Consider the following 26574-nt stretch of genomic DNA (forward strand, 5'->3'; position numbering starts at 1 on the left):
CGATTGGGTAACACATATTATGAGGCAACGACGCCATTTCAAAAAACCTTCGGTAACAATATTTATGAGCCAATGCGCAGCGCATGACCTGCCGACTTTTCGCTTGACTCTCTAGCCTTTTTTTTATATCATGGCCGCGATTCAGCACGTTGTTCCTGATCAAAAAACACTGCGGAGAGAGGAAAACGACTCACAGCTCATCATCCGGTGAGAACCGGCGTTTCTCTTTCTGCTCGTCCCTGTGCGACGGGACATATTCATCACAGGCAGCTTGTGTTGCACTCGTGAGCGAGGGAAGGAAGGGAAATGTTATTTGATTTTGGAACCGCACTCGCCTTCTTCATTGTCGGCGCTGCCTTCATCGGCATCACTCTTCTCATCTCCCGCCTGCTGCAACCTCGGAACCCCACGGCCGCCAAGATGTCCACCTACGAATGCGGCGAGCAACCCATCGGCGAATCCTGGATTCAATTCAACAACCGCTTCTACGTCATCGCGCTGATCTTCCTGATCTTCGACGTCGAAATCGCCGTACTTTTCCCCTGGGCCGCCGTGTTCAAACAGCTCAATCAATACGGCGCCTTCGCTTTCGTCGAAATGGCGGTGTTCGTGTCGATTCTGCTGTTCGGCCTCGCCTACGTTTGGCGCAAAGGTGATTTGGAGTGGGACAAACCCGAGACCGGCCAATATGCGCGCGCCCGCTCGCCCGAGCTTTATGAAGAACTGCCGCCGCCCGGCATCGTCCCGGCCGGCGCCAAGGAATCCGTGAGCGAGCCGGCGTAGACCGCGCGTGCCGCCGGAAGTGTTGCCCGCGCGGCGCAACCTTGGCCCATGCCCGCCAGGGAAGCAGAACGGTTCCGGCAGCACGGCATGGCACCCGGCCGGAAAATACCGGTCTGCGGCCACCGCGGCCGCCGGTTCGTCTGCTTGCCGCCTGCGCCGCAGCGTGCCGCGATAATGGCGATGATCCAGAGAAGGAGATGCACCCATGCATGAGTTGATAGCCTACCTGCAAGCGCAATTGGGCTTTCAAGAGATTCTGGTGGCTGTTCTGGTGATGGCGGTGTTCGGCCTCGTCATTTGCATCTACATGGCGCTCAACGCCCTGGTTCTGGTTTGGCTCGAGCGCAAAGTATCCGCCTGGATGCAGGATCGCCTGGGGCCGATGGAAGTGGGGCCGTTTCAGGGCGTGCTGCAAACGCTCGCCGACGCCCTCAAACTCCTACTCAAAGAAGACATCGTCCCCAAAGCCGCGGACAAACGCCTGCACCTGCTCGCCCCGCTCATCGTCTTCGCCGCACCCTGCGCTGCGCTGGCCGCCCTCTCCTACACTCGCGACTTCCATTTTGCCGACTTCAACATCGGTGTCTTCTTCGTCGCCGCGATCACTTCACTCTCGGTGATCGGTTTGCTGCTGGCCGGCTGGGCTTCCAATAACAAGTGGTCGCTGCTCGGCGGCATGCGCGCCGCCGCGCAAATCGTGAGCTACGAAATTCCGGCCGGCTTGGCGATTCTGGTGGTGGTGATGCAAGTCGGCTCGTTGAGCTTCCGCGAAATTACCCTGGCACAGGACGGCGGTTTCTGGAATTGGATGATCTTCCAGTATCCCCCCTTCAACTTCGTCGCCTTTCTCATCTTCTTTACTGCCACCCTCGCCGAGTGCAATCGTACGCCCTTCGATCTACCCGAAGCGGAATCGGAGTTGGTGGGCGGGTTCCATACGGAGTACAGCGGTTTCAAGTGGGCGGTGTTCATGCTCTCCGAGTACGGCGAGATGCTGGTGGTTTCGCTGGTGGTCGCCACTTTGTTCCTGGGCGGCTGGTCAAGCCCGCTCGGTGATTTGCTGAATGGCGGCGCCTGGGGGGTGTTCTGGTTGCTGGGCAAAACCTATGCGCTGGTGTTCGTGCAAATGTGGCTGCGCTGGACGCTGCCGCGCCTGCGCGTCGATCAGCTCATGTACACCTCCTGGAAGGTGCTGACGCCGTTTGCGTTTGCCTGCATCTTTGCGGTGGGCTTGTGGATGGCGCTGTGAGCGCCGGTGCGTGGCGTACAGGCGCCGGCGAATTCCATTCTCTCAGGATTTTCTCATGACGACTTTTGACCTGATGTTTTATGTGATCGCCGGGGCCATGCTGGTGTCCGCGGCGGTGATGGTGTTCGGCCGGAACATCATCTACAATGCGGTCGGCCTGCTGTTCACGTTCATCGGTGTGGGCGGCCTCTACGTCCTGCTGGGCGCGGATTTTCTGGCCGCCACCCAGATGCTGATTTACGTGGGCGGCATTTTGGTGCTGCTGCTGTTCGGTGTGATGCTGTCGCAAAAAATCACCGGCTTGGTGATGCGCACCGGCACGCTGCAAGTGCTGCCGGCGGTGATCGTGTGCGCCGGCGTGGCCGCCATTCTCATCCGGCTGATCTTGAGCAACGACTGGGCGGTCACCAAACCGCCGGAGCTGCCGGCCACCACCGCCACGCTCGGCACCTTGTTGCTGAGCGATTACCTCATCCCGTTCGAAATCGTTTCGATCCTTCTGCTCGCCGCGCTGGTCGGAGCGGCCTATATTGCTCGCAGGGAGTCACGCTGATGCAGGTCGGACTGTCGCACTTTCTCATCCTGGCGGCGCTCTTGTTCGCCCTGGGTCTGGTCGCGGTGATCACCAAACGTAACGCCGTGACCGTGTTGATGGGCGTCGAATTGATCCTCAATGCCGCCAACATCAATTTCATCGCGTTTGCGCGTTATCTCGATCACGACCTGGACGGCCAGGTGATCGGTATTTTCGTCATCATCATTGCCGCCGCCAATGTCGCCGTGGCTCTGGCCATCGTGCTGAACATCTATCAACGCATGCGCTCCGTCAATCTCGACGAGGCGGATTCGCTCGCCGGTTGAGACGCGGCCGTCCTGGTTTGACAGAGCAATACTCGTGACGAGCCGTGCGTCGAATGCCGTGGCCGACGGGGCGCGACGGGTGAAGCTTCACGGGATCCTTTCAGGAGGACGGTAGGAGGGGACATGTCTTTCAAGGTCACCGTGCACCGATTCTGCAAGAGGCACAACTAATCTCGGGAACTTTCCGTGGATACGATTCTCACACAAGCGGTCATCATCCTGCTGCTGCCGCTCGCTGCTTTCACTGTTCTCATCTTCTTCGGCAAGCGGCTGCCGCGCCAGGGCGACTGGCTCGCTACCGGCGCCATCACCATCAGCCTGTTGCTGGCCATCGTGATTCTGGGCCGGGTTTTCGGCAGCTATGATCCCAACTTCCGCGTCGCGGCCACTTTCAACTGGGCAAGCCTGGGCCCGGTGCAGATCAAGTTCGGGCTGGCCGTCGACAATCTCACCGCGGTGATGTTGTTTGTCGTCACCTTGATCAGCGCCGTGGTGCATCTCTTCTCCATCGGCTACATGCAGGGCGACGTGCGGTACAGCCGCTACTTTGCCTATCTCGGCCTGTTCTCGTTTTCGATGCTCGGCCTGGTGCTGGTGGACAACTTCTTCGGCATCTACATGTTTTGGGAGTTGGTGGGCGTCTGCTCTTATTTTCTCATCGGCCATTGGTTCGAAAAGGATTCGGCCTCCGACGCCGCCAAGAAGGCCTTTCTCGTCAACCGCATCGGTGACATCGGCATGTTCACCGGCATCATGATCATCTTTGCGCAGCTCGGCACGCTGAACTTCCGGGAAGTCTTTGACGGGATTGCGCAAGGCCGTCTGCTCGATCCCTGGCTCACCGCCGCCGGCGTGCTGGTCTTCATCGGCGCGGTGGGAAAATCGGCGCAGTTTCCCCTGCACGTTTGGCTGCCCGATGCCATGGAAGGCCCGACCCCGGTCTCCGCGTTGATTCATGCCGCCACCATGGTCGCCGCCGGTGTCTACATGGTCGGCCGTGTCTATCCCGTGTTCACGGAAGCGGCCCTGCTGGTGATCGCGATTACCGGCACCATTACCGCCTTCATCGCGGCCACGATCGCGCTCGCGCAGGTGGATATCAAGCGGGTGCTGGCCTATTCCACTGTGAGCCAGCTCGGTTACATGGTCGCAGCCCTGGGCGTGGGCGGCTATACCGCGGGTTTGTTTCACTTGATGACCCATGCTTATTTCAAGGCGCTGCTCTTTTTGGCCTCCGGCTCGGTGATTCACGCCATGCACCATGCGCTGCATCACGTGCAGGACCATCACACTGATCCGCAAGATATGCGCAACATGGGCGCGCTGCGCCGCAAGATGCCGCTCACCTTTTTCACCATGACGGTGGCGGCCTGCGCCATTGCCGGTGTGCCGCTGCTCTCCGGCTTTTTCAGCAAAGATGCGATTCTGGCCGCGGCACTGGAGAAGGCGCTAACTTCGCACCAGGCCGTGCACATGATCATTTTCGTGACCCTAGTGTTCTGCGCCGGTCTCACCGCCTTCTACATGTTCCGCTTGATCTACCTCACCTTTGCCGGCAAGCCGGCGCACGCCGAAATCCACGCGCACGTTCATGAGTCGCCCAGCGTCATCACCATTCCGCTGCTCATTCTGGCGTTCTTCTCCGTGGTCGGCGGCTACGGCAGTTGGTTTTCCGATTTGATCCGCAAGCCGGAAACCCTCAACGCGACCCGCGCCCTGCTGGAAGGCGGCGAAGGTGCGCATGCGGCGGCGGCCCACACCGCGCATACCGTGGCCATGTACCTTTCCATTGCCGTGGCGGGCCTCGGCATTCTGCTGGCCACCGCGTTCTACTACTGGAAGAAGTTCTCCGCCGACGAGCTTGCCAACCGCTTCAAACCCGTCTACAATTTCATTTGGAATAAATGGTATTTCGATGAGCTGTATGCCGCCACGGTGGTGGCCGGCACCCTGCTGGTGAGCCGCCTCTCCGCCTGGTTTGATGCCACGGTGGTCGACGGCCTGGTCAACGGCGCCGCCAAAATCACCGTTTGGGGCGCGCGCCTGAGCGGCTGGCACGACAACCGTATCATCGACGGCGCGGTCAACGGCGTCGCCGCGGTGGTGGGCTGGTTCGGCAGCACGCTGCGCGAGGTGCAAACCGGAAGAATTCAAACCTACATCTTGATGGCGCTGGGCGCCGTGGTTTTGCTGTACGTTCTGCAGTTGGCGTTTGCATGAGTTTGCGGCTCCGCCCGGCAGCGTTTTGACTTCATTGGCAGCGAAGGCCCGGGCGTTGGTGCCGGCCGGCGGCAGCCGGCTTCGCCAAACCTCCGCGAGCATTGACACGCGTTCACGAGGGAGACATGATTCCTAACATTCTCAGTTGGATGATCTTTTTGCCGGTGATCGGCGCCGCGGTGATATTGGCCATCCCCCGCGGGGAAAAGCAGCACACCTTGATCCGATGGCTGGCGGCCGCCTTTACCGGCGGCCAGGTGCTGCTCGCCATCCTGTTGTTCATGGGATTCGACCGCACCACCTCCAGCATGCAGTTCGTCGAGCAAGCAGCCTGGATCCAATCCTACAACATTTGGTATTTCATCGGCGTGGACGGCCTCTCGATCAGCATGGTGTTGCTCACCGCCCTGCTGTCCTTCCTCTGCATCTTTGCCTCGTGGGGCATCGACAAGGCGGTGAAGGGCTACTTCGTCATGTTCTTGCTGCTCGACGCCGGCATGATGGGCGTGTTTTGCGCGCTCGATTTCTTCCTCTTCTACATTTTCTGGGAAGTGATGCTGCTGCCGATGTACTTCCTCATCGGCATCTGGGGCGGCCCGCGGCGCGAATATGCCGCCATCAAGTTCTTCCTCTACACGCTGGCCGGCTCGGTGCTCATGCTGGTCGCCATGCTGGTTTTCTATTTCAATGTGAAAGATCCGGTCACCGGCGGCCACACCTTCAACATCCTGGCGATGATGGATCAAGCCAATCACACCGGCTTGTTGCGGGATTTCGACGTGCGGTTGCTGCTCTATGCCGCGCTGTTCATCGGCTTCGCCATCAAAGTACCGGCCGTGCCGTTCCACACCTGGTTGCCCGATGCCCACGTCGAGGCGCCCACTGCCATCAGTGTGATTCTGGCGGGCGTCTTGTTGAAGATGGGAACCTACGGCATGTTGCGTATCAGCTTTCCGATCCTGCCGGACGCGGTGAAGTATCCGCCTTTTGCCTACGGCTTTGCCACCATCGCGGTGATCAGCATCGTCTACGGCGCGCTCTGCGCCATGTCGCAGAAAGATTTGAAGAAGCTGGTGGCCTATTCATCCATTGGCCACATGGGCGTGGTCATGCTCGGCATGATCGGCTTGACGCCACTGGGCATCAACGGCGCGGTGTTGCAGATGTTCAATCACGGCACCGTCACCGCCATGCTCTTCCTCCTGGTGGGCGTGATCTATGACCGCGCTCACCATCGTGACATCGACGGCTTCGGCGGTCTGGCACAGACGATGCCGGTCTACACCGGCATCGTCACCGTGGCCTTCTTTGCCAACCTCGGGCTGCCGGGCTTATCGAGCTTCATCAGCGAGGCGTTCAGTTTTCTCGGTGCCTTCAGCTCCACCACGTTCAATCTGCGCGTTTATACCATCATTTCGGTGCTCGGCATCGTGTTCGTCGCGGGCTACATGTTGTGGACGCTGCAGCGCATGTTCCTCGGCAAGCTCAATCCCAAGTATGCGGATCTGCCTGAAATCAACCGGCGCGAGCTGTTCACGCTGGTGCCGCTGGTCGTGATCGTGATCTTTCTCGGCATTTATCCCGCGCCCATGCTGGAACTGCTGGAAGTCTCGCTCAACAGCCTGGCTACCACCGTGCGCGAAGCCGCCCCGATGTTGATGGGGATGAACTAGAGCTTCGACTCCTGGTCTTGCTCTTCTTCTTCTTCTTCTTACTCTTACTCCTACTCTTACTCTTACTCCTACTCCCAGAGTTGAGTAAGAGTAAGAGTAAGAGTAGGAGTAGGAGTAAGAGGAGGAGTAGGAGCGAGAGCCGGAACCCACGCATCTCCACAAGGATCGCCACCCAAACGAAGATAGGTTGCTCGATATGCCAGATTTCGTCGCGCGTTTGCAGGACAACCTCGCCAGCCTGGGCCATTTTCTGCCCGAGTTCGTGCTGATCGGCCTGCTGCTGGCCTTGATGATCGTCGACATGTTCCTCAAGCGGGAGCAAACGCCCTGGCTGGGCTTGCTCACCCTCGCCGGCGGGCTGCTGTGCCTGCTCGTCCTGCTGCTGCAGAGCGATGACCCCGGCCGCGGCCTGTTCAACAACATGATGGCGGTCGACCGGTTTGCCACATTCTTCAAGCTGATTTTTCTCGGCAGCATGATCATGACCGTGCTGCTGTCCTACTCCTCGCTGGAACTGGCCGGCCGCAGCGTCGGAGAGTATTTCATTCTGGTGACCGCCACCACGCTGGGCATGTTTTGGATGGCCTCCGCCACCAATCTGCTCACCATCTTCATTGCCATCGAAACCGTGAGTCTCAGCTCCTTCGCGCTGGCGACCTATTTGAAATCCGTCAAGCGCTCGAGCGAAGCCGGCCTGAAGTACGCGATTTACGGCGCATTCTCCTCCGGGTTGATGCTCTACGGGCTGTCACTGATCTACGGCCTGACCGGCTCGCTCAACATCTACGATATCTCCCACTTGCTCGCGACCAACTCGCCCAATCCGCTCACGTTGTTCGTGGCATTTCTGCTGATTCTCGCGGGCTTCGGCTACAAGATTGCTTCGGTGCCGTTCCACTTCTGGGCGCCGGATGTGTATGAAGGCGCGCCCACGCCCATTACCGCCTTTCTCAGCGTGGGCCCGAAAGCCGCGGGTTTCGCGCTGTTGATTCGCTTCGTCACCGTCGGCCTGTCCACTTCCGGCGGCGAGGGCTGGTCCGCGATCGCCGGCTTGAATTGGCAGCAACTGCTGGCGGTGATTTCCGCCGCCACCATGACGCTGGGCAATCTCGTGGCCATCGTGCAAAACAACATCAAGCGCCTGCTGGCCTACTCCAGCATTGCGCATGCCGGCTATGCCCTGATGGGCGTGGTGTTGCTGACGCAAAACGGGATCAACGCCACGATGTTCTATCTGGTGGCGTACTATCTGATGAATCTCGGCGCGTTCCTCGTGGTCATCATCGTGCAGGAATTGATCGGCAGCGAACGGCTGCAGGATTACCGCGGCTTGGGGTATCGCGCGCCCGTGGTCGCAGTTTGCATGACCGTCTTTCTCTTTTCGCTCACCGGCCTGCCGGTTACCATCGGCTTCGTCGGCAAGTTCTATTTGCTGGCCGCCGTGCTGCAGGGCGATTCACAGTTCTTCTGGCTGGCGGTGGTGGCGATCATCAACACCGTCATTTCGCTGTATTACTATGCGCGCATTTTCAAAGCCATGTATCTGGAAACGCCGGCCGCGCCGGTGACGGAACGGTTGGCGGTTTCCTGGCCGGCGATGGCGCTGCTGGCCATTCTGGCCGTGCCGACGCTCGTGCTGGGCATCGCGTTTGGGCCGCTCTACGATCTCACCAAAGCTTCGGTGAAGTTTTTCGCGGGCATTTGAGGCGGGCGCTGCACGCCTTGCCGCAGCGGCCATGCGCTGCTTCAACTAGTTCATCCGAATTGGAATCGTTCGACGATCAAGAAAATTCTCCGGCGGATAGAAACAGCCCAACTGACAAAGAGCTTCTGCATCTGCTCAGTTGTTTCTCTCTGTGTGCAAGTTCCTTTGAGTTGCGGTATGTCCGCGTTGCGGAGGCGAAGCACGCCCGGCGCAAGACTTGTTCTGCAGGAGATTTGCCCGAGCCGCGGGACGGTGCTGGAGTCGGAGAGCAGGCTGGCAGCACAGCATGACAGGGGGAGAGGAGATGTGTCCCGGCGGCGATTGAGGCATTCCCTCTCCGCCGTCGGCAAGTGCCGCGCCCGTTCACAAATTTTAACTTGCTTGCCTACCCTCGTTTCTTTAAGTTCGCCACACTTTTCATTCCGGCAAGGTTGATTACTTCAAGAATTGTTACTCCGTGCGCTGCCAGCCTGCTGGAACCGCAGGAGGGAACAAAGCCTGGCCGCTGCTGTTTGTTGACCTCACCGCTTTGCCGCCGCGCTTGCACGACTCGCCGGCGTATGAGCCGGCACTCAGGATCCATGCCGCAACAACCCGCGAACTCGAGGGAATTTCATGCCTCGCATGCGTAAAGGACTTGCCCTTTTCCCCGTCCGCCGCTTCCGTTCCTCCCGTGTCATGCTCTCGCTGGCGTTTTACTCGGCTCTGCTCGGCCTGTGGCTCATGCCCGGCGGCCGGCGGATTGCCAACGATCCGGCCTCCCGCGCTTCGAGCGCCACCGCGCACGGCGCGGTGCTGGCGAGCCTGCCGGATTTGCCGTTTTGGCGCCAGTTTGCCGGCCGGCAGCAGGGTTTCACTGCCCGCCGCCATAACGGCAGTCAATCTCAAGAAGCGCCGCAACCCAATCTCGTGGTGCCGGCGGGCTATCCCACACTCGCCGCGATGGAGGCGCGCTTCCAGGAGTTGGTACAGCGTTATCCGCAGCTCGCGCGCCTCGACACCATCGGCCGCAGCAGCACCGGCCGGCACCCGATCCTGGCGATCAGACTGACGGCGGCGCAGCCGGCCATGCTCGACAAGCCCGCGTTTTTGATCAGCGCCTTGCATCACGCGCGCGAACCGGTCGGCGTTTTCATTTGCCACGGTTTGATGAGCCGGCTGCTCACCAACTACGGCAGCAGCAGCCGCCACACCCGCCTGCTCGATAGCTTGGAAATTTGGCTGGTGCCGATCGTCAATCCCGACGGCTATGAGTATCTGATGGCGAACCGGCGTGAATATCCGTGGTGGCGGAAAAACCTGCGCGACAACAATCGCGACGGCCGCTTCGATCCGCTGATCGACGGAGTTGACTTGAATCGGAATTATGGCTACAATTGGAGCGACGGCGGCGAAAATGAGCCGAGCAGTTGGTTCTACCGCGGCGCCGAGCCGTTTTCCGAGCCTGAGATTCAGGCGCTGCAGCAGCTCGCGCTGCAAAAGAAGTTCGTCATGGGTGTGTCCTATCACAGCTATGGCGAAGCGATTCTCTATCCCTGGGGCAATTATGCGCCGCCGCCGGATCAGAAACTGATTCTCGACATCGCGGAGAAATGCGCGGCGCGCATTGCGCGCTTTTCGGGCCTCGGCACCTACAATATTTTGCCGCTCAACGGCCGCGCCGGCCAAAGCTCGGTGTGGATGTATGGCGCGCTCGGCGCGATCGATTTCATCATCGAAACCGGCGAGGAATATTTCCCCTCACTCGCCGACGCGGACCGCATCGTCGAGCAGAACCTGCCGGGCGCATTCTATCTGCTGGAGCGCGCGCTCGGCGCCGGCATTTTCGGCCAGGTGGTTGACGGCGAAACCGGCAAGCCCGTGCCCGCCGGGATCCATGTCGCGGGTCTGGAAGCGGCCCATGTGCAGCCGCGCCAAGCCAACGGCCGGGAAGGCCGGTTTCAACGGCTGTTGCTGCCCGGCACCTATGCGGTCGAAGTGCGCGTGCCTGACTATGAGCCGGCGCGCTTTCTCGACGTGCAAGTGCGCGACCAGCGCATGACACCCTTGCACGTCGCATTGAAACGCCGGAACGGCCAGACGGCAACGGAGTAGTCACTGCGCCGCATGCCAACCGCGATATCGCAAATCTGCTGTAGTGGATACCCAGTCTCGCAACCGCCGACACAATCGCTGTGCGGGCGGCTGAGCAAAAACCGGAGGAAGGATTAATGAAGAAGTTCGTCAGCGGAGTATTGGTCGGTGTCGTGATCAGCCTGGCTGCCATTGTCCTCGGCCAGGAGAGTTTTTTCAAAGGCAAGGTAGTGTTCGTCAAAGTGGCGCAGGAGAATCTGCGCAAGGCGCCGGGCGGCGAAGTGTTGGGGTCGCTCACGCGGGGCACGCCCATGCAAATCCTGGCGGTGGAAGACAAATGGCTGCAGGTGGCGACCGCCGGGTACATTTGGCGGGAATCGGTGACCGGCGATGAAAAGCTGAGCCGCGGGGAACAGCCGTATCGCGCCGCGATGATCCTGGTGAAAACCGAGACCGAAGCGTTCGATCTGCTCAAGCAGATCCAGGCGGGCGCGGATTTCCAGAAGCTGGCCACCGAAAAGTCGCTCGGGCCAAACGCGGCGCGCGGCGGTGACCTCGGCGACGCATTCAAAGGCGATTTCACGCCGGCGTTTGAGCAGGTGATTCTCGCGCTCAAAGTGGGCGACGTCAGCCAGCCGATCAAAACCGATCAAGGTTACTGCCTGTTCAAGCGATTGAAGTAGAACCTGCACCCTCAGCAACCCTGGCCCGGCCAGGGTTTTCTTTTTCTGCCCGCAGCCCGGCCGGGTCGTATTGCGCGTTTCATTGCGAAAGACGAAAACCGTGTTCCACCTTTTCTGGCGCCGGGTCGTGCTCACGCTGCTGATCTTCCTGCCGCTGGTCTTGTATGATGTGCTGTTTGGCGGCGCCATCGCCGCGCTGCTGCAATCAACCGGCTGGCAGGGAGTGGCGCAGCGCCTCAACAATGTCTATCAACTCAGCTACGGCGTGATCGTAGCCGGCGTTTTGTTGCTCGCCGGTTGGCGCTTCCGCCGCCGCCGCGAAGCGCTGGCGGTGTTGGTGCTCTATGCCGGGCTGGTGGAAGACACGCTGTTCTATCTGCTGATCAAGCCGCTCAATCCGGTGATTGCGCAGCTCACGCTTGGCGCTACGTACCGTGCGCCGGAGGGAATCTTGCCGGAGGGCGTGGCAAGCTGGCCGGGCTGGGTGGGCCGGATGTTCTTGGAATCCTTTTGGCGTCTGAAGCCCTCGCATGTGTTCGTGCTCAACCTCGTAGCGGTGGTGCTGGCAGCGGCGATCCTGGCAGTCAGGCTGAAATCACGGCACGAGGGTAAGGGCCCATTCGCTGTGCCCCAGGAAAGGTAGGAATGCAAGGCTGTTTTGTGCCAGCCAACCGAGCCGCGTGTCCGCCCCAAATCGCAGCATCGCAACAGCCTTGACGCGGTCGCTGCTTTGCGTGGCAACCTGCCTGGCTCTGCGAGCCACTCCTCTGACCTCGTAAATTGGGCAGCCCGCTCTTGCCTTTCGCAAGTCATTGCTGCTCCGTGAAGCAAGCAGGCGGCGATCGACAGGGGACTTGCACGCCTCCATTCACACCCATGCTGGGCGTACACAGAGAAAACGGAACGGACAAGAAAACAGAGGCATGAATTCCGGGAGGTGGTAATCTTGACGCCTCGTCTTCGCTCAAACCCACTCCTCTGTCTGACTACCGCTCATTTTTGGCATCCGCACATATCGAGAAGATGAGATGCCTCGTTCACACGCGTGTCATGCCTCCGGCGAAAGCCAGATGAGTCAGGCTAATGCTATCACAGAATGCTTGCATATGATAGCGTATTTTGCTATCATTTGAGCAATGAACAGACAGCATCAGAAAACCTTGAAGGAAATCTTCAAGACACCGATTCCCTCCAGCTTGGAATGGAGGCGAATTGAGACTCTTTTCGTTGCTCTTGGAGCTCGCGTCATCGAAGGAAGTGGCGCAAGGGTGCGCTTTGAATTGCATAATGTCATTGCGACCTTCCATCGGCCGCATCCTCGCAAAGAAGCGAAGCCGTACCAAGTACGTGATGCACGACGTTTTTTAGAACAACTGGGAATCAAGCCATGAAAACAATGACGTACAAAGGATATGCTGCCCGAATCGAGTATAGTGATGAAGATGGTTGCTTTGTCGGCCATATTGCCGGTATCAACGATATTGTGGGATTTCACGGCGAGTCAGTGGCAAAATTGCGAGCAGCTTTCAAGGAAGCCGTTGACGACTATCTCAATACTTGCGAAGAACTGAAACGTCCTCCTCAGAAACCGTATTCCGGAAAACTCATGTTACGGATTCCCCCCGAAGTTCACGCTGCCGTGGCAATGGCGGCGGAAGTCAGAGGCAAAAGCATCAACCAATGGGCTGCCGAGACATTAGCCCACGCAGCAAATCAGTAGCAGCATCAGACTGGGAGATGGCGACTTTCCTATCCCATCTCTATTCTTGTGCATGCAAAAGACAAAGCAAAGGAAAGAGAAGGCAACTTGCGCGGTTTCTGACCGGAGAAACTGAGGCGGTTCACCCACTCATGCGCAATGTGCGAACAAGTTGCTACCGCGGGTTGCGGGGCAGTGGCATGATCTTCATTTCGTTCCAGCTTCAACGCCTCGTTTTCGCTCAGATTCCGCCTCGTCGCTCAGCCGCTTTGCGCCGGCGTTCACCGCCACGACGGGGGGGGACTCCAGGGAAACCTCTGCAGCTTCGTTCCTTGCTGGCAAATCCGTCCTGCTTGAAATCCTGGTGCCCCAATATTCTTCCCCGGCTATGGTTGGGCGCCGCCCATGCGCGCGGCGGCGGTGAAAAATTTCCAGTCCCGGGAAAATTCACTTGCATTTCATTCACCCTTTGCTATTTTCCTGAATGATGATTCATTCAGCACTGGAACCGCCGGCCGGGCCGGGTGAAATGAGATGACCCATGAAAATACTTGCCAACGCGCCGAAACCCAGCAACGGACGTACGGGCCGCAAGCTGGACAAGCGGGCCCGCATCCTGAAAGCGGCAGCCAAGACCTTCGCCCGCAAAGGCTTCTACAACAGCAAAATTTCGGAAATCGCCCATCAGGCCGGCATTGCCGACGGCACCATCTATCTCTACTTCAAAAGCAAGGATGACATCCTCATCACGCTCTTCGATGAGAGCATGGAAAGCATCCTGCAGGAGTTCAGCCGGCGCCTGGCCGAATGCCGTGACCCCGCCGAGAAGATTCGCTCGTTCATCCATCTGCACTTCGAGCTGGTGCGTACCAATCCCGACCTGGCGGCGGTGATGCAACTGGAGCTGCGCCAGTCCAACCAGTTCATTAAGCAGTATGCCGGCACGCGCATCAGCGATTACCTCAACCTGATCGGCGACATCATTGACGAGGGCCAGGCCAGCGGCATCTTCCGGCGGGATGTTCTGCCGGGCGTGTTCAAACGCGCGCTGTTCGGCGCGCTCGACGAAATGAGCACGCTCTGGGTGCTCTCCCGCACGAAAAAATACGATCTGCAGCAATCCGCCGAGCAAATCGGCACGTTGTTTCTGGCGGGCATGCTGGCGCATCCGCATTGAATCCGGGGCACAAACCGCAACCACGCGTTGCGGCATTGGCGGTGAGACAAGCAGCTCAACATATCAGAGTGAGAAGGAACAGATCATGCGCGACGTCGTCATTGTCGAAGGCATTCGCACGCCTTACGTGAAAGCAGGCACCGACTTCAAAAGTCTGCCGGCGCAGGAATTGGGTCGCCTCGTGGTGCGCGAGGTGCTCGAGCGCAGCGGCATTGATCCCGAGATCATCGATGAAGTGGTGATCGGCAACATCGCCCAGCCGCCGGAAGCCACCAACATTGCCCGCGTGATCGCGCTGAAAAGCGGCATCCCGCGGCGGGTGCCCGCCTTCACGGTGGCGCGCAACTGCGCCTCGGGCATGGAGGCCATTGCCCAGGCCCACCTCAAGATCGCAGCCGGCATGGCGGAAGTCATCGTTGCCGGTGGCGTGGAATCGATGAGCAACATTCCGATTCTCTATCCGCCGGAATATGCCGAGGTGCTCGCCGAGGCCGCCCGGGCGAAATCCATGGGCCAGCGGCTGAGCGCCTTTTCCCACATGCGGCCCAAGCATTTCAAACCGATCATCGGGCTGCAGGTGGGCTTGACCGATCCGGTGTGCAATCTCAACATGGGCGAAACCGCGGAGGTGCTGGCGAAGGAATTTCACCTTACCCGCGAAGAGCAGGATCGCTTCGCGCTCATGAGCCACCAGCGCGCCACGTGGGCGACCGATTCCGGCAAGCTGCGCGAGGAAATTCTGCCAGTCATGCCGCTGCCCCGCTACAGCGCTGTGGTCGATGAAGACAACGGCATCCGCAAGAATCAGACGATGGAAGCGTTGGCCAAGCTCAAGCCGGTGTTTGATCGCGAATATGGCAGCGTGACGGCGGGCAACGCCAGCCAGATCACCGACGGCGCGGCGGCGGTGCTGGTGATGTCCGCGGACAAGGCGCGCAGCCTGGGGCTGCCGATCATGGGCCGCCTGCGTGGCTATGCTTTTGCGGGCGTCGATCCCGCGCACATGGGTTTGGGGCCGGCCGCGGCAACGCCGCTGGCGCTGAAGCACGCCGGCGTTTCCTTCAAAGACATTCAACTGCTCGAGCTCAATGAAGCCTTTGCCGCGCAAGTGATGGCCAATGAGATGGTCTTCCGCGACCGCGCGCTGGCGCAGCGCTGGCTCGGCCGTGATGAGCCGATCGGCGAAATCAACCGTGACATTCTCAACGTGAACGGCGGCGCCATTGCGCTCGGCCATCCGGTGGGCAGTTCGGGCACACGCTTGGTGTTGACGCTGCTGAAAGAAATGGGTCGGCGCCAGCTCAGCCTCGGCTTGGCCACGCTCTGCATCGGCGGCGGCCAGGGCGGCGCGATGGTGCTGGAACGAGTGTGACGCGGCCCGCGACACCCCTCGTGCAAACGTTGATACGACCGAAATAATGTGGTTGTTCTTTTTGCCTGTCTTCCCTTTGCGGGCAGGATAGCAAGACCAAGGAGCTTGAGAACAATGTCTTTCGAAGTCACCACCCCTTCCTCCCCCGCCCCGGCAGCGCCGGAGCAGCGGGCGGCCGCAGCCTTTCGCTTGGACACCGAAGCCGGCGTCGGCTTTTTGATCATCGACGGACCCAATGAAAAAGTGAATATTCTCTCCTCCGGCGTGATGGCGGAGCTTGATCAGCGGCTGGATGAGATCGCGCAACGCAACGACTTGCACAGCTTGGTGATCTTGAGCGGCAAGGAGGGTAACTTCATCGCCGGCGCGCAAATCGCGGAGATTGAGGGCATCACCAATCCCGAAGAGGGCGCGGTCAAAGCGGCGCTGGGGCAGGCCGTTTTCGACAAGCTGGCCGCGCTGCCGCAAGTGACCATTGCCGTGATCGACGGCGCCTGTGTCGGCGGCGGCCTGGAGCTGGTCCTGGCCTGTCATTTCCGCATGGCGCGCCACTCCGGCAAAACACGCCTGGGCCTGCCCGAAGTGCGGCTGGGCATCATCCCCGGCTTCGGCGGCACGCAGCGCCTGCCGCGGCTGATCGGCATTCAGCGCGCGCTCGATTTCATCCTCACCGGCCGCACCGTCGACGCCCTGCGCGCTTATCGCTCCGGCATCGTGGACCGCCTCATTCCCGCGGAATTCGGGCCGGAGATGCTGCGCAGCATCGGCCATGCCTTTGCGATCGAACTGCGCAGCGAAGCGCTGCAGCAAAAAATCAAAGCACGGCGCCGGAAGATCAACGCGCAGGGCCTGCTGCTGGAGAAGAACTTTCTCGGCCGCAAAGTTCTCTTCGATCAAGCCCGCAAGCGCGTGAAGGCCGAAACCAAAGGCCATTACCCCGCGCCGTTGCTCGCCCTGGAAGCGGTGGAAAAGGGCTTTCCGCTCGATCTGCGCGCGGGGCTGGCGGTGGAAGCGGAGCTGCTGGGCAAGGCGATCGTCACCGCGGCTTCGAAGAACCTGATCAAAGTCTTCTACCTTTCCGAGGAAATCAAGAAGGACAAGGGCGTGCCCCAGTTCCAAGGCAGGCTGCCAGTGATCAAGCGCGTCGGCGTGTTGGGCGCCGGAGTGATGGGCGGTGGCATCGCGCAACTGCTGGCGCACAACGATTTGCCCTCGCGCATGAAAGACGTCAACTATGCCGCGGTGGCCAAGGGCACGGAGGCGGCAGCCAGGGTGTTCTACGAATCCGTCAAGAAGCGCCGGATGACACCGAAGGAAATGCAGAACCGCATGGCGCTCATTTCCGGCACAATCGATTATTCCGGTTTCGGCCGCGTTGATCTCGTCATTGAAGCCATCGTCGAGAATCTCGACATCAAAAAGAAGGTCTTCGCCGAGATCGACGGCATTGCGCCCAGCCATGCCGTGCTGGCGAGCAACACTTCCGCGCTGCCGGTGACGGAAATGGCGCGGGCCACCCGGCGCCCCGACAAAGTCGCGGGCCTGCACTTCTTCAATCCCGTGCATCTCATGCCGCTGGTGGAGGTGATTCGCGGCGAACAGACCAGCGATGAAACCGTGGCCGGCTTGGTGGCCTTTGCCAAGCAGATCGGCAAGACTCCAATCGTGGTGAAAGACACGCCGGGTTTCCTGGTGAATCGCATTCTCACCGTTTACATGACCGAAGCCGCACGCATGCTGCAGGCGGGCGGCACCATCGCGGAAATCGATCGCGCTCTGCTGGCCTTCGGCATGCCGATGGGGCCGTTCGAGCTGATCGACGAAGTCGGGATCGACGTTGCCGCCAAAGTCAGCAAGGTGATGATTGCCGCTTTCGGCGCGCGCATGGGTGCAGACGGCGCGCTCGAACGGCTGGTTGAGGCCGGCCGGCTGGGCAAGAAGAACGGCAAGGGCTTTTATCTGCATCAGGGCAAGGAAAAGCAGGTCGATCCCGCGGTCTACGCTCTGCTCAATCTGGCGCCCGGCCGAGAGGGCCGCCTCGGCAAGAACGAACCGGCCGAGCGCTGTGTGCTGGTGATGATCAACGAAGCCGCGCAGTGCCTGGCGGAAGGTGTGGTGCGCCGGCCGCAAGAGGTCGATGCCGGCATGATCTTCGGCACCGGTTTTCCGCCGTTCCGCGGCGGCTTGCTGCGCCATGCCGACAGCCTGGGCAGTGGCCGCGTGGTGGAGCGCCTGGAATTCTACGCGAACCAGTTCGGCGCGCACCTTCAGCCGGTCGCCACGCTGGTGGACCGGGCGAAGCAAAACAGGAATTTCTATCAATGAAACAAAGCAGCGCCCCCTTCCGGCGCTGGCGTGGGTGATGGACCGCACGGATCAGTGAGGTGATTATGGCAGGTGATGAGAAAACCCGGAGCTTTCTGAAATCTCTTTTTGCCGGGGAAGTGTTGCAGGATTTGGTCTTCCCCTACCCGGTGCTCGCGCCGCAGGAACAAGAAGACCTGCGCGTGATCCTGAATTCCTTCCGCGAGTTCGCGCGCGATCACATCGATTCCGCTGCCATCGATCGCCAGGGCTACATTTCACCCGAGCTGTTCGCGGGTTTGAAGGAGCTCGGTTTCTTCGGCCTGGCGGTGCCGGAGAAATACGGCGGCGCCGGCCTCTCCCAAACGGCGTATGGCCGGGTGTTCGAAGAGATTTGCGCGGTTGATGCTTCGCTGGGCGTTTCGCTCGGCGGCCATCTTTCCATCGGCACCAAGGGCATCGTGATGTTCGGCACCGACGAGCAAAAGGAGAAGTATCTGCCCCCAATTGCCAGCGGCGAATACATGACCGCCTTCGCGTTGACCGAGGCCGGCGCGGGCAGCGATGCCGCCGGCATCCAGAGCAAGGCCGTGCTCAATCCCGAGCGCACGCATTTCGTTCTCAACGGCGGCAAGATGTGGATCACCAACGGCGGCATCGCCGACGTCTTTACGGTGTTCGCCAAAACGCCGATGATGGTCGGCGGCGAGATGCAGGACAAAATCTCGGCTTTCCTCGTCGAGCGCGCTTGCAAGGGATTTTCGTCGGGCAAACCCGAGGAAAAGCTCGGCATTCACGGCTCCAACACCACGACGTTGAGTTTCGACAACGTGCAGGTGCCGGTGGGTAACATGCTGGGGCAGATGGGCAAGGGCTTCAAAATCGCGATGGAAATCCTGAACACCGGCCGCCTGGGTTTGGCGAGCGGCTGCGTCGGCGGCTGCAAAGCGCTGGTGACGCTGGCGGCGGAGCACGCCAAGAACCGCAGGCAATTCGGCAAAGCCATCGGGCAATTCGAGATGATTCAGGACAAGATCGCCCGCATGGCCGCCGACACTTATGCGGCGGACAGCATCGTGTATCTCACCACGGCGCTCGCCGACCGGCCGGGCATCGACTATTCGCTCGAGTCGGCGGTGAGCAAGATCTTCGTGAGTGAGACACTGTGGCGGGTGGTGAATGAAGCCACGCAAATCGCCGGCGGCCTCGGTTACTCCCGCGAATATCCCTATGAACAAGCCCTGCGCGACGCCCGCATCAATCTCATTTTCGAAGGCACCAACGAAATTCTCCGCGCCTTTCTGGCACTGTCCGGCATGGAAGGTCCGGGCGAATATCTCAAACAACTCGGCCGCGCCCTGCGCGATCCAATCAAGGGCTTTGGCTTGTTGACCGGCTACGCCGTGGGCAAGGTGAAGGACACGGTGGCCCACGATCAATTGTCCCGCCTGGCTCCGCAACTGCAAACCGCCGGCGATCACTTCAATGCCATGGCCAAAGAGCTGCACAGCGCGGTGGAAAAAGCGCTGATGAAATACGGCAAGTCGATCATCCAACGGCAATTCGCGCAGAAGCGGCTGGCGGATGCGGCCATCGATCTCTATGCCATGGCGGCGGTGCTGTCGCGCGTGGACACGCTGCTCAAGCGCAAACATCCCCATGTCGAGCAGGAGGTGCTGCTCGCCAACACGTTTGTGGAAGATGCCTGGCGGCGGGTGCGCCGCAATCTGCGCCAGATGGAAAGCAATTCCGACGGCGGCCGCAAGCGCATCGCCGAGATGGTGTATGATCTCAACGGCTATCGCTGGAGCGTTTACAACTAGTGCTTCGTTGCCTTGCCGCGCAAGTGATTCCGCGTGTCCTTCAGCAGGAATCCGGTGAAGTACTCGGCGCTGCGCGCAATGATTCACAGAATCCTTGCACAGACCACGGATGGCGTCCCTCCATGCTTCACCCTCGGCTGACTCGAGGAATCCAAAACTTGGAGTACCGTTTGACTCCGAAGTTTTTGATGCGACGGCCCAGTCGTAGCAAGAACATTTGCCTGGAAGCCCGGACCGCAGCCAACCCATGCGTTCCTGATTTGATTCAGTGATTCGTTGTTGACTTGAGGGATAATCAGAAGGCGCACTTGAACTTTTCCCAGAAGAAGGAAAACCCTGTGAAAATCATCCTCTGCATGAAGCAAGTTCCGCTCAAAGATTCACTGCTGAAGATCACCGCTGACGGCCGCTGGATCGACGAAGCCAGCGTGCAGTTCGAAATCAACGAGAGCGACCATTACGGCCTGGAAGCGGCGCTGCGGTTGAAAGAGCAGCACGGCGGAGAAGTGATCGTGGTGAGCATCGGGCCGGTGCGCGCCAAGCAATCGATTCAGCAGGCACTGGCCAAGGGCGCGGACCGGGCGATTCACGTCACGCATGATCAGCCGATCATGGACCCGCTGCTGGCCGCGCAATTGCTGGCCGCGGTGATCAAACCCGAAAGCCCGGACTTGATTCTCACCGGCCTGCAGTCGGATGACACCGGTTTTGGCCAAACCGGCGTGGTGCTGGCGGAATTACTGGGCCTGCCCCATGCCTCGCTGGTCATGGAAATCCAGGTGCTCGACCAGCAGCTCAAGATCAAGCGCGAGCTGGAGAGCGGCTGGTTTCAATACATCGAGCTGCCGCGGCCGGCCGTGCTCACGATTCAGTCAGGATTGGCAACCATTCGCTATGCCACCATCAAAGGCATCATGGCCGCCAAAAAGAAACCGCAACAGGAAATCAGTGCGGCCAGCCTGGGGGTGGATTTGGCGCAAGGCCCGGTGAAATTCCACAAGCTGTACATGCCGGTGAAGACCAAAAAGACGCAAATTCTCACCGGCGCGGCCAAAGAGGTCGCGCGGCAACTCGCCGAAAAGTTGAAGAACGAAGCCAAGGTGATTTGACCCCTCTTCCTCGAGACGAGCCTGCCCTGCGGCGCAGCGGCCGATGAGCGGGCATTGAAACCAACCGCAATCTGGAGCCCAAGATGGCATCTGGCATATTGGTGATCACGGAGCAAAACGAAGGCAAGATCAGCCGCATCGGCTGGGAAGCGCTGGCCGCGGGCCAGGAACTGGCCGCGGCGCTCGGCCAGGCGGTGAGCGCGCTGGTGATGGGCAAGGGTGCCGCCGCGGCGGCGCAGGAAGCAGCCACAGCCGCCCTCGGGCAGATGTGGTTTGCGGAGAATGCCGAGCTGCAGCACTACACCCCCGACGGGTTCAGCGCGGCCGCGCGGCAAGTCATTACGCGCGTCGCGCCGCAATACGTGTTGACCGGGCATTCCTACCAGGCGCGCGATTACTTCCCCAAGCTGGCCGCCGCCTGCCAGCGCGGCTTGATTGCGGATTGTGTCGGTTATCGCGTCGAGAACGGCGCGCCGGTGCTGGTGCGCCAGGCTTTTCAGGGGAAGATCAATGCCGATTTCACGTTTGCCGGCGCACCGCCCTATTTCGCGAGCTTGCAGTCCGGCGCGGTGAGCAGCGACAATCTGAAAAAAGGCGGCAGCGCTGCGCTGAGCGACGCCGGCGTCGATCTCTCCGGCGTCACCATCCGCACCAAAGTGCTGGAGATTTTTGAAGGCGTCAAAGGCAAGGTTGATTTGACCAAGGCGAATTTGATCGTTTCCGTCGGCCGCGGCATCAAAGAGAAGGCCAACCTTCCCCTCCTCGAAGAACTGGCCAAAGCATTGGGCGCCGAGTTGGCGGCTTCCCGGCCGGTTTGCGATGATGGCTGGCTGCCGCTCGACCGCCAGATCGGGTCCTCCGGCCAAACGGTGGCGCCCAAGCTCTATCTCGCGGTCGGCATTTCCGGCGCGATTCAGCACATCGTGGGCATGAAAGCCGCGCGCACCATCGTCGCCATCAACAAGGACGAACGCGCGCCGATCTTCGACATTGCCGACTATGGCATCGTCGGCGACCTTTTCGAAATCGTGCCGGAACTGACCAAGGCCATCAAAGAAGTGAAAGCGGCGTGAACCGGACAAACGCAGCAGCGGGATTGCCTCCGGGCTGAGGAGGAGGGCGGAAACACAATGGCGGCGGGCCGAGGGCCGGCCGCCATTTTCATTTGCCGGCGCGCGGGCGTGTTTTCGCTTGAGTTCTAGCTGCAAGTTCCGTATCCTATGCGCGTCATTTTCCTGCGGCAGGGTACCGGTGCGTCCGACCTCGGAAGGGAGGAAAGATGTATCTCATTACACGCTTGAAGAACCTGTTGTTTTCACCGGCGGCGGAATGGACGGTGATCCGTAACGAGCAGCTTGCCGCTGTGCTGGTCTATCTCAAGTACGTCGTTTGGGTGGCGGCCCTGACGCCGCTCGGTTTTCTGCTGGGATTTTTTCGGCTGCAAGTACCGCTTAATTTTCGCGCCGCGCTCCTGAGCTATGTCATTCTGCTGATCGCCGTGGAAGGCACCGCCAATCTTACGCATCTGCTTGCCCCGGCATTTTCCTCCCACAAGGATCTCAATCGCGCGCTCAAGCTGGTGGCGTTCGGATGCACGCCCGTCTATGTCGCCGGCTTGCTGCTCTTTGTTCCCCTCTTCGGCGCGATTCTTTGGCTCATCGGAATCGTTTATGCCGCTTATTTGATCCACCTCGGCCTGCCGCTGGTGCTCGCCACGCCGGCAGACAAGGCTTTTCCCTTCATGCTCACGATCGTGGCCATCTTCGTGGCCTTCTTGTTCCTGCTGGCCCTGCTCACTGATGCCGTCTTCGCTGCCGGCATTCTGGCGTTCTTTGGTCTGCGCTGGTAGCAGGAACGTCACTCGTTCACCTCCAACTCACGCGCCATGACTCCCGACCTGGCCTATTTCATCAAACCGGAAGTGCAGAAGGCGGAGGCCTACACGCTGCAACGCCGCACCGCGGCCATCAAGCTGGATCAAAACGAGAACCCGTTCGGCTTTCCCGAGTCCCTGCTGGAGGAATTTTGGCAGCGGGTGAAATCCCACGCGTGGGCGCGCTACCCTGACTTTCATCACGAAGAGTTAACCGCGGCGCTGGCGGATTTCAACCGCATGCCGCCGGAACAAATCCTGGTCGGCAACGGCTCAAACTCGCTCATTCAGGCGCTGTTGATGGTAACGGTGAGCCGGGGCGTGGCGGTGGTCATTCCCCAACCCACGTTCTCGCTCTACAAATTGACGGTGCAGATTCTCTCCGGCTTTCCATTGGAGGTCAGGCTGAATCGCCGGGATTTTTCCCTGCCGGTGGAGCGCGTGCTGGACGAGGCCAGCCGCATGCGCGCCCGAATGATCATCCTGTGTTCACCGAACAACCCGACCGGCGCCGCCTATCCGCAGCAACAGATCGAAGAAATTTTCGCGGAGTTTCCCGGGCTGGTGGTGGTGGACGAGGCTTATGCCGAATTTGCGGCGCAGGATTTCCGGCCGCTGCTGCAGAAGTACGAAAACTTGATCCTGCTGCGCACCTTTTCCAAAGCCATGGCGATGGCCAACTGCCGCGTGGGCTATCTGATGGCTCACCCGGATATCGTGCGGGAGATTCGCAAAGCCGCACTGCCTTACAACATCAACGTGTTCGCTGAGGCCGCGGCGCTGGTGGCGCTGGCGCACAGCGCAGAGTTGCTGCAACAGGTGCAGGAGGTGGTTCGCGAGCGTGACCGGCTGCTGGCCAGGCTGCGGCAAATGACCACGCTGCGCATTTATCCCACGCAGGCCAACTTTTTTCTCGCGGAATTTCAAGAGCCGGTGCAGGAGGTGTTTGCCCACCTGCTGGCGCGCGGCATTTTGGTGCGCAATGTCAGCAGCTATCCCATGCTGGAGCAATGCCTGCGCGTCAGCCTCGGCACGCCGGAAGAGAATGAAAAAGTCGCGGCAGCGCTGCAAGAGGTTTTGTAGATTGACATTGCGCAATTATTTTTCTAACTTGACGGCGAGCGCGGTTGCCCTGGAGCGATTATGTTCGACAAAGATCTCCTGCCTTTGATTCACAACATGAACACGACGGTCATGTGGATCGCCCTGACCGTCGGCATTCTGTTGTATATCATCGGTTTTTTCGCCGGGGGGCGCATGACCAAGGGTCGCATACTCCTGTGCGTTATCCTCGTCACGGCCATCGGTATTCTCGGTTTGCGCGTGCCCATGCTGGTGTTCAGTGTAATCAAGGATCAGTATCATCTCGTCACCCTGCCGGAATCGGAGCTTGGAAAGTATCCGGAGAAAAAGAACATCAAAGGCGCGGAACCAAAACCGGCGGACTCGGCAGCGCAATCCTTGACCGGCAACGAGGGCAGCGAGGAGGCCACGGCGGTGCCGTTGAGTTTTCAAGTGCTCAGCCTGGTGCTGTACACCGCCTGGATTGCCTTCCTGGTGGGCATGGGCGTCTTCTTCTATGAAACCCTGATCGTCACCGCCGAAGAAATCGACAAAAGATGAAATCTGCACGCTGGTGGATATGCCCTCGTTGGTGCCGGTGACGGCTTTGCGAACCGCTCTGACAGCCGCCCTGTCTTGCCTCCTGCTGGCAGCCCCCGCCCGCACGAACAACGGCCATCCGGCGGAGCGGGAATTTGTGCGCCTGGTCTCCGCTGACAGTGCACGGCGGTATGTACAAGAGCTGGTGGCGTGCGGGCCGCGCCAGGGCGGCACTTCCTCCAACCAGCGCGCTGCCCAATATCTGCAGCAGAGATTTCACGCTTGGGGGCTGGCCACTAAAATCATCTCGGATCCTGAGAAGTTGGCGCACGAAGCGCAACACTGGCAGCTCGCGTACGTCTTTCCCGAAGCAGGGAATTTTCTCAGGCCCTGGCCTTACGGCTTTTCTCCGGCCACCGCTGCGCGGGAGGCAGAGGTTACGATGGCAACCGGCTCCGCGGCGATGCGCGGCAAAGCGGTGCTGACCGACAAGCTGGTTTCGCGGAGGCAGTATGAAGCATATGTCACCGCCGGCGCGGTCGCGCTTCTCTCCGACGCCCCGGGCCGCGACGGCGACTACACCGAATGGGCAATGATCGGCGAGTTGCCAAGCCGGCGCGACAATCCCATTCCGGTGTTCGCCATCAGCCGCAGCGACGGCAATCGCTTGCGGGCTTTGCTCAGCCAGGGCCTCACCCCGCGCGTTTCGTTTGCATTGCAGACCAGGATCTATCACAGCCGACCGCAGACGGTCATCGCCACCATTGCCGGCGCGGTGCCGGAAAAGCGCTTCGTTTATTGTGCCCACGGCGATTCTGATTCCGGCGGACCGGGCGCCGATGACAATGCCTCCGGCGTGGCGGCTGTCATGGAAACCGCCCGCGCGCTGCAGCAGTTGATCACCGTCCAAAAACTGCCACCGCCCCGCCACACGATTGAGTTCATCATCTGGGGCAGCGAGTACTTCTCGACCAATGCTTACCTCGCGCGGCGGTCGAACGAACTCGAACGTATCCTGGGAGTGATCAATTTCGACCAAACCGGCACCGGCACGCGGCAGCAAGCCATCTATTTCGAAGGCAATGACATTCCTTGGAATGAGTCATTGCTGCGCACGCTCGACCGGATTGGCGGAGAATTTTGCGGCCGGCCCGGATTCTGGCAGGCCTACACGACCAACCCGGCGCAAGGCGGCACGGATGCCTACGCTTTTCTGCCGCCGCAATTTCGTGGCACGCTGAAATCCCCGCAGCGCATTCCGGCGACCACGATTTTTACCGCCGCGTGGGATGAGTCTTCGCAGCTCGAACAGACGCCGGGCTGGGACTCCTCCTGCTGGCCCGCGCAGACGCCGCTGGAGATCGACCACTCGCGTTATTACCATAGCTCGGGCGACATCCCGGAATGGACCACTGATCGTGAACCCTGGCGCATGGCCTGGGCCGCGCAAGCCGGCGGTTTGGCCCTGTTGCGCTTGTTGTGGTAGAAAAAACCTCAAGCCCGGCCGGCGTGCGATTCCGATTCACTCAACTTTGTTAAAGCTTCAACGCAGGCGGTGCGGGACGTTCAAGTATTCATCCAAAAGCGAGAATCAGCCATGAAAAAGAATCTCGTTGCCCTCTTTCTCATCTTGGTACCCGCCCTGTTGCACGCGCAGGGCGTGGATGTGTGGCCGCGTTACATGATCGACAAGCCCACCGCGGGTGTGCTGCGCAAAGGCGGCTTTGACCTGGGTCTGCGCTTCTACGGCAACAGTGGCGCCCTTCTCTCGCTCAACGTCGGTGTCTCCGACCGTTTCATGTTCGGCGCCTCCTTCGGCGGCAATGACGCCCTGGGCGAAAAAAAACCGAGCTGGAATCCCGCGCCCGGCGTGCTTGTCAAGTACCAAATCTTCAGCGAAACCATCGGCATGCCCGGCGTCACCATCGGCTTTGAAAACCAGGGCTATGGCCCCTACCTCAAGGCGGACACGCTCGAGCGCTACATCAACAAATCCCCCGGCTTCTATGTGGTCGCCAGCAAGAGCTATGATTTTCTCGAGCGCCTCGACTTTCACGGCGGCATCAACCTGTCGCTGGAAAACAAGGACAAGGATCGCGATCCCAATCTTTTCATGGGCGCGACCCTGGCGCTCAACCAGCGGCTGGAAATCCTGGCGGAGTACGACGTCGCTTTCAACGACACCCCGGCGGAACCGCGCCGCGATGTGCGCGATGGGGAAGGCATCTTGAACACCGGCGTCCGGCTGAACATCAAGAACGTTATCTATCTCGAGCTGTTTCTGAAAGATCTGTTCCAAAATCAAACCAAAGCGGAAGACTATGTGCGTGAGTTCAAGATCACGTACTTTCAATTCATTCTGTAACCG

At 60.0% G+C, this 26574-nt stretch carries 22 protein-coding genes and 1 pseudogene; all 23 read left to right on the top strand.

From position 1 onward, the window contains the following. Positions 1 to 306: 306 nt before the first annotated feature. The 23 genes and pseudogenes from L6R21_17600 to L6R21_17710 all read left to right on the top strand — a co-directional run bounded on the left by L6R21_17600 (position 307) and on the right by L6R21_17710 (position 26571). The gene (locus L6R21_17600; protein MCK6561015.1) at positions 307 to 783 is read left to right on the top strand and encodes an NADH-quinone oxidoreductase subunit A; all 477 of its coding nucleotides are present in this window, start codon (positions 307 to 309) and stop codon (positions 781 to 783) included. 174 nt (positions 784 to 957) lie between these two features. Continuing rightward, a pseudogene (nuoH, locus tag L6R21_17605) lies at positions 958 to 2032 on the top strand (NADH-quinone oxidoreductase subunit NuoH). A 55-nt stretch (positions 2033 to 2087) separates the two neighbouring features. Beyond that, positions 2088 to 2585 carry an NADH-quinone oxidoreductase subunit J gene (locus tag L6R21_17610; GenBank protein ID MCK6561016.1) on the top strand — a complete coding sequence of 166 codons (498 nt, stop codon included), beginning with the start codon at positions 2088 to 2090 and terminating at the stop codon, positions 2583 to 2585. Then, entirely contained in the window at positions 2585 to 2893 is a 309-nt protein-coding gene (gene nuoK / locus L6R21_17615) for an NADH-quinone oxidoreductase subunit NuoK (GenBank protein ID MCK6561017.1), read from the top strand. The genes L6R21_17610 and nuoK overlap by 1 nt, the downstream gene beginning before the upstream one ends. Positions 2894 to 3079: 186 nt before the next feature. Continuing rightward, the gene (gene nuoL / locus L6R21_17620; GenBank protein ID MCK6561018.1) at positions 3080 to 5113 is read left to right on the top strand and encodes an NADH-quinone oxidoreductase subunit L; all 2034 of its coding nucleotides are present in this window, start codon (positions 3080 to 3082) and stop codon (positions 5111 to 5113) included. A gap of 125 nt (positions 5114 to 5238) precedes the next feature. Beyond that, positions 5239 to 6786, top strand: a complete 1548-nt coding sequence (locus L6R21_17625; GenBank protein MCK6561019.1) for an NADH-quinone oxidoreductase subunit M — start codon at positions 5239 to 5241, stop codon at positions 6784 to 6786. A 196-nt stretch (positions 6787 to 6982) separates the two neighbouring features. Then, positions 6983 to 8491: an NADH-quinone oxidoreductase subunit N gene (locus L6R21_17630; GenBank protein MCK6561020.1), complete on the top strand. Its 1509-nt coding sequence runs from the start codon at positions 6983 to 6985 to the stop codon at positions 8489 to 8491. Between the two features lie 615 nt (positions 8492 to 9106). Beyond that, positions 9107 to 10585, top strand: a complete 1479-nt coding sequence (locus L6R21_17635; protein ID MCK6561021.1) for a hypothetical protein — start codon at positions 9107 to 9109, stop codon at positions 10583 to 10585. A 116-nt stretch (positions 10586 to 10701) separates the two neighbouring features. Beyond that, on the top strand, positions 10702 to 11247 hold the full coding sequence (locus L6R21_17640; protein ID MCK6561022.1) for a peptidylprolyl isomerase: 546 nt from the start codon (positions 10702 to 10704) through the stop codon (positions 11245 to 11247). Between the two features lie 100 nt (positions 11248 to 11347). Further along, positions 11348 to 11890 (top strand): hypothetical protein, encoded by a 543-nt coding sequence (locus L6R21_17645; protein ID MCK6561023.1) that lies wholly within the window; start codon positions 11348 to 11350, stop codon positions 11888 to 11890. Between the two features lie 493 nt (positions 11891 to 12383). Further along, positions 12384 to 12638, top strand: a complete 255-nt coding sequence (locus L6R21_17650) for a type II toxin-antitoxin system HicA family toxin (protein ID MCK6561024.1) — start codon at positions 12384 to 12386, stop codon at positions 12636 to 12638. Next, positions 12635 to 12967, top strand: a complete 333-nt coding sequence (locus L6R21_17655) for a type II toxin-antitoxin system HicB family antitoxin (GenBank protein ID MCK6561025.1) — start codon at positions 12635 to 12637, stop codon at positions 12965 to 12967. Before L6R21_17650 ends, L6R21_17655 begins: the two co-directional genes overlap by 4 nt. Before the next feature lie 520 nt (positions 12968 to 13487). Continuing rightward, a complete protein-coding gene (locus tag L6R21_17660) occupies positions 13488 to 14123 on the top strand; it encodes a TetR family transcriptional regulator (GenBank protein MCK6561026.1) in 636 nt (211 codons plus the stop codon). Positions 14124 to 14208: 85 nt separating this feature from the next. Further along, positions 14209 to 15495, top strand: a complete 1287-nt coding sequence (locus tag L6R21_17665) for a thiolase family protein (GenBank protein MCK6561027.1) — start codon at positions 14209 to 14211, stop codon at positions 15493 to 15495. 114 nt (positions 15496 to 15609) lie between these two features. After that, complete coding sequence (locus L6R21_17670) at positions 15610 to 17820, top strand: 3-hydroxyacyl-CoA dehydrogenase NAD-binding domain-containing protein (protein MCK6561028.1); 2211 nt, start codon at positions 15610 to 15612, stop codon at positions 17818 to 17820. Between the two features lie 65 nt (positions 17821 to 17885). Beyond that, positions 17886 to 19622, top strand: a complete 1737-nt coding sequence (locus tag L6R21_17675; protein MCK6561029.1) for an acyl-CoA dehydrogenase family protein — start codon at positions 17886 to 17888, stop codon at positions 19620 to 19622. 338 nt (positions 19623 to 19960) lie between these two features. Next, positions 19961 to 20731 carry an electron transfer flavoprotein subunit beta/FixA family protein gene (locus tag L6R21_17680; GenBank protein MCK6561030.1) on the top strand — a complete coding sequence of 257 codons (771 nt, stop codon included), beginning with the start codon at positions 19961 to 19963 and terminating at the stop codon, positions 20729 to 20731. A gap of 83 nt (positions 20732 to 20814) precedes the next feature. Next, a complete protein-coding gene (locus L6R21_17685; GenBank protein MCK6561031.1) occupies positions 20815 to 21804 on the top strand; it encodes an electron transfer flavoprotein subunit alpha/FixB family protein in 990 nt (329 codons plus the stop codon). Between the two features lie 206 nt (positions 21805 to 22010). Further along, positions 22011 to 22580 carry a YIP1 family protein gene (locus tag L6R21_17690; GenBank protein ID MCK6561032.1) on the top strand — a complete coding sequence of 190 codons (570 nt, stop codon included), beginning with the start codon at positions 22011 to 22013 and terminating at the stop codon, positions 22578 to 22580. Between the two features lie 36 nt (positions 22581 to 22616). Beyond that, positions 22617 to 23687 carry a histidinol-phosphate transaminase gene (gene hisC / locus L6R21_17695; GenBank protein ID MCK6561033.1) on the top strand — a complete coding sequence of 357 codons (1071 nt, stop codon included), beginning with the start codon at positions 22617 to 22619 and terminating at the stop codon, positions 23685 to 23687. Positions 23688 to 23747: 60 nt separating this feature from the next. Beyond that, positions 23748 to 24227, top strand: a complete 480-nt coding sequence (locus L6R21_17700; GenBank protein MCK6561034.1) for a hypothetical protein — start codon at positions 23748 to 23750, stop codon at positions 24225 to 24227. A 46-nt stretch (positions 24228 to 24273) separates the two neighbouring features. Beyond that, positions 24274 to 25692 carry a M28 family peptidase gene (locus L6R21_17705; protein ID MCK6561035.1) on the top strand — a complete coding sequence of 473 codons (1419 nt, stop codon included), beginning with the start codon at positions 24274 to 24276 and terminating at the stop codon, positions 25690 to 25692. Between the two features lie 111 nt (positions 25693 to 25803). Further along, positions 25804 to 26571 carry a hypothetical protein gene (locus L6R21_17710; protein ID MCK6561036.1) on the top strand — a complete coding sequence of 256 codons (768 nt, stop codon included), beginning with the start codon at positions 25804 to 25806 and terminating at the stop codon, positions 26569 to 26571. The last annotated feature ends 3 nt before the right edge of the window (positions 26572 to 26574 follow it).

The sequence above is a fragment of the bacterium genome, assembly GCA_023150945.1.
Lineage (GTDB): Bacteria > Zhuqueibacterota > Zhuqueibacteria > Zhuqueibacterales > Zhuqueibacteraceae > Coneutiohabitans.

Bases quoted from the DNA above. Each gene is read 5' to 3' on its own strand.
- L6R21_17700 (MCK6561034.1), top strand. From the start codon at position 23,748: ATGTTCGACAAAGATCTCCTGCCTTTGATTCACAACATGAACACGACG.
- L6R21_17660 (MCK6561026.1), top strand. From the start codon at position 13,488: ATGAAAATACTTGCCAACGCGCCGAAACCCAGCAACGGACGTACGGGC.
- hisC (MCK6561033.1), top strand. From the start codon at position 22,617: ATGACTCCCGACCTGGCCTATTTCATCAAACCGGAAGTGCAGAAGGCG.
- L6R21_17640 (MCK6561022.1), top strand. From the start codon at position 10,702: ATGAAGAAGTTCGTCAGCGGAGTATTGGTCGGTGTCGTGATCAGCCTG.
- L6R21_17675 (MCK6561029.1), top strand. From the start codon at position 17,886: ATGGCAGGTGATGAGAAAACCCGGAGCTTTCTGAAATCTCTTTTTGCC.
- L6R21_17655 (MCK6561025.1), top strand. From the start codon at position 12,635: ATGAAAACAATGACGTACAAAGGATATGCTGCCCGAATCGAGTATAGT.
- L6R21_17685 (MCK6561031.1), top strand. From the start codon at position 20,815: ATGGCATCTGGCATATTGGTGATCACGGAGCAAAACGAAGGCAAGATC.
- L6R21_17610 (MCK6561016.1), top strand. From the start codon at position 2,088: ATGACGACTTTTGACCTGATGTTTTATGTGATCGCCGGGGCCATGCTG.
- L6R21_17630 (MCK6561020.1), top strand. From the start codon at position 6,983: ATGCCAGATTTCGTCGCGCGTTTGCAGGACAACCTCGCCAGCCTGGGC.
- L6R21_17625 (MCK6561019.1), top strand. From the start codon at position 5,239: ATGATTCCTAACATTCTCAGTTGGATGATCTTTTTGCCGGTGATCGGC.
- L6R21_17690 (MCK6561032.1), top strand. From the start codon at position 22,011: ATGTATCTCATTACACGCTTGAAGAACCTGTTGTTTTCACCGGCGGCG.
- L6R21_17670 (MCK6561028.1), top strand. From the start codon at position 15,610: ATGTCTTTCGAAGTCACCACCCCTTCCTCCCCCGCCCCGGCAGCGCCG.
- nuoK (MCK6561017.1), top strand. From the start codon at position 2,585: ATGCAGGTCGGACTGTCGCACTTTCTCATCCTGGCGGCGCTCTTGTTC.
- L6R21_17600 (MCK6561015.1), top strand. From the start codon at position 307: ATGTTATTTGATTTTGGAACCGCACTCGCCTTCTTCATTGTCGGCGCT.
- L6R21_17710 (MCK6561036.1), top strand. From the start codon at position 25,804: ATGAAAAAGAATCTCGTTGCCCTCTTTCTCATCTTGGTACCCGCCCTG.
- L6R21_17650 (MCK6561024.1), top strand. From the start codon at position 12,384: ATGAACAGACAGCATCAGAAAACCTTGAAGGAAATCTTCAAGACACCG.
- L6R21_17665 (MCK6561027.1), top strand. From the start codon at position 14,209: ATGCGCGACGTCGTCATTGTCGAAGGCATTCGCACGCCTTACGTGAAA.
- L6R21_17635 (MCK6561021.1), top strand. From the start codon at position 9,107: ATGCCTCGCATGCGTAAAGGACTTGCCCTTTTCCCCGTCCGCCGCTTC.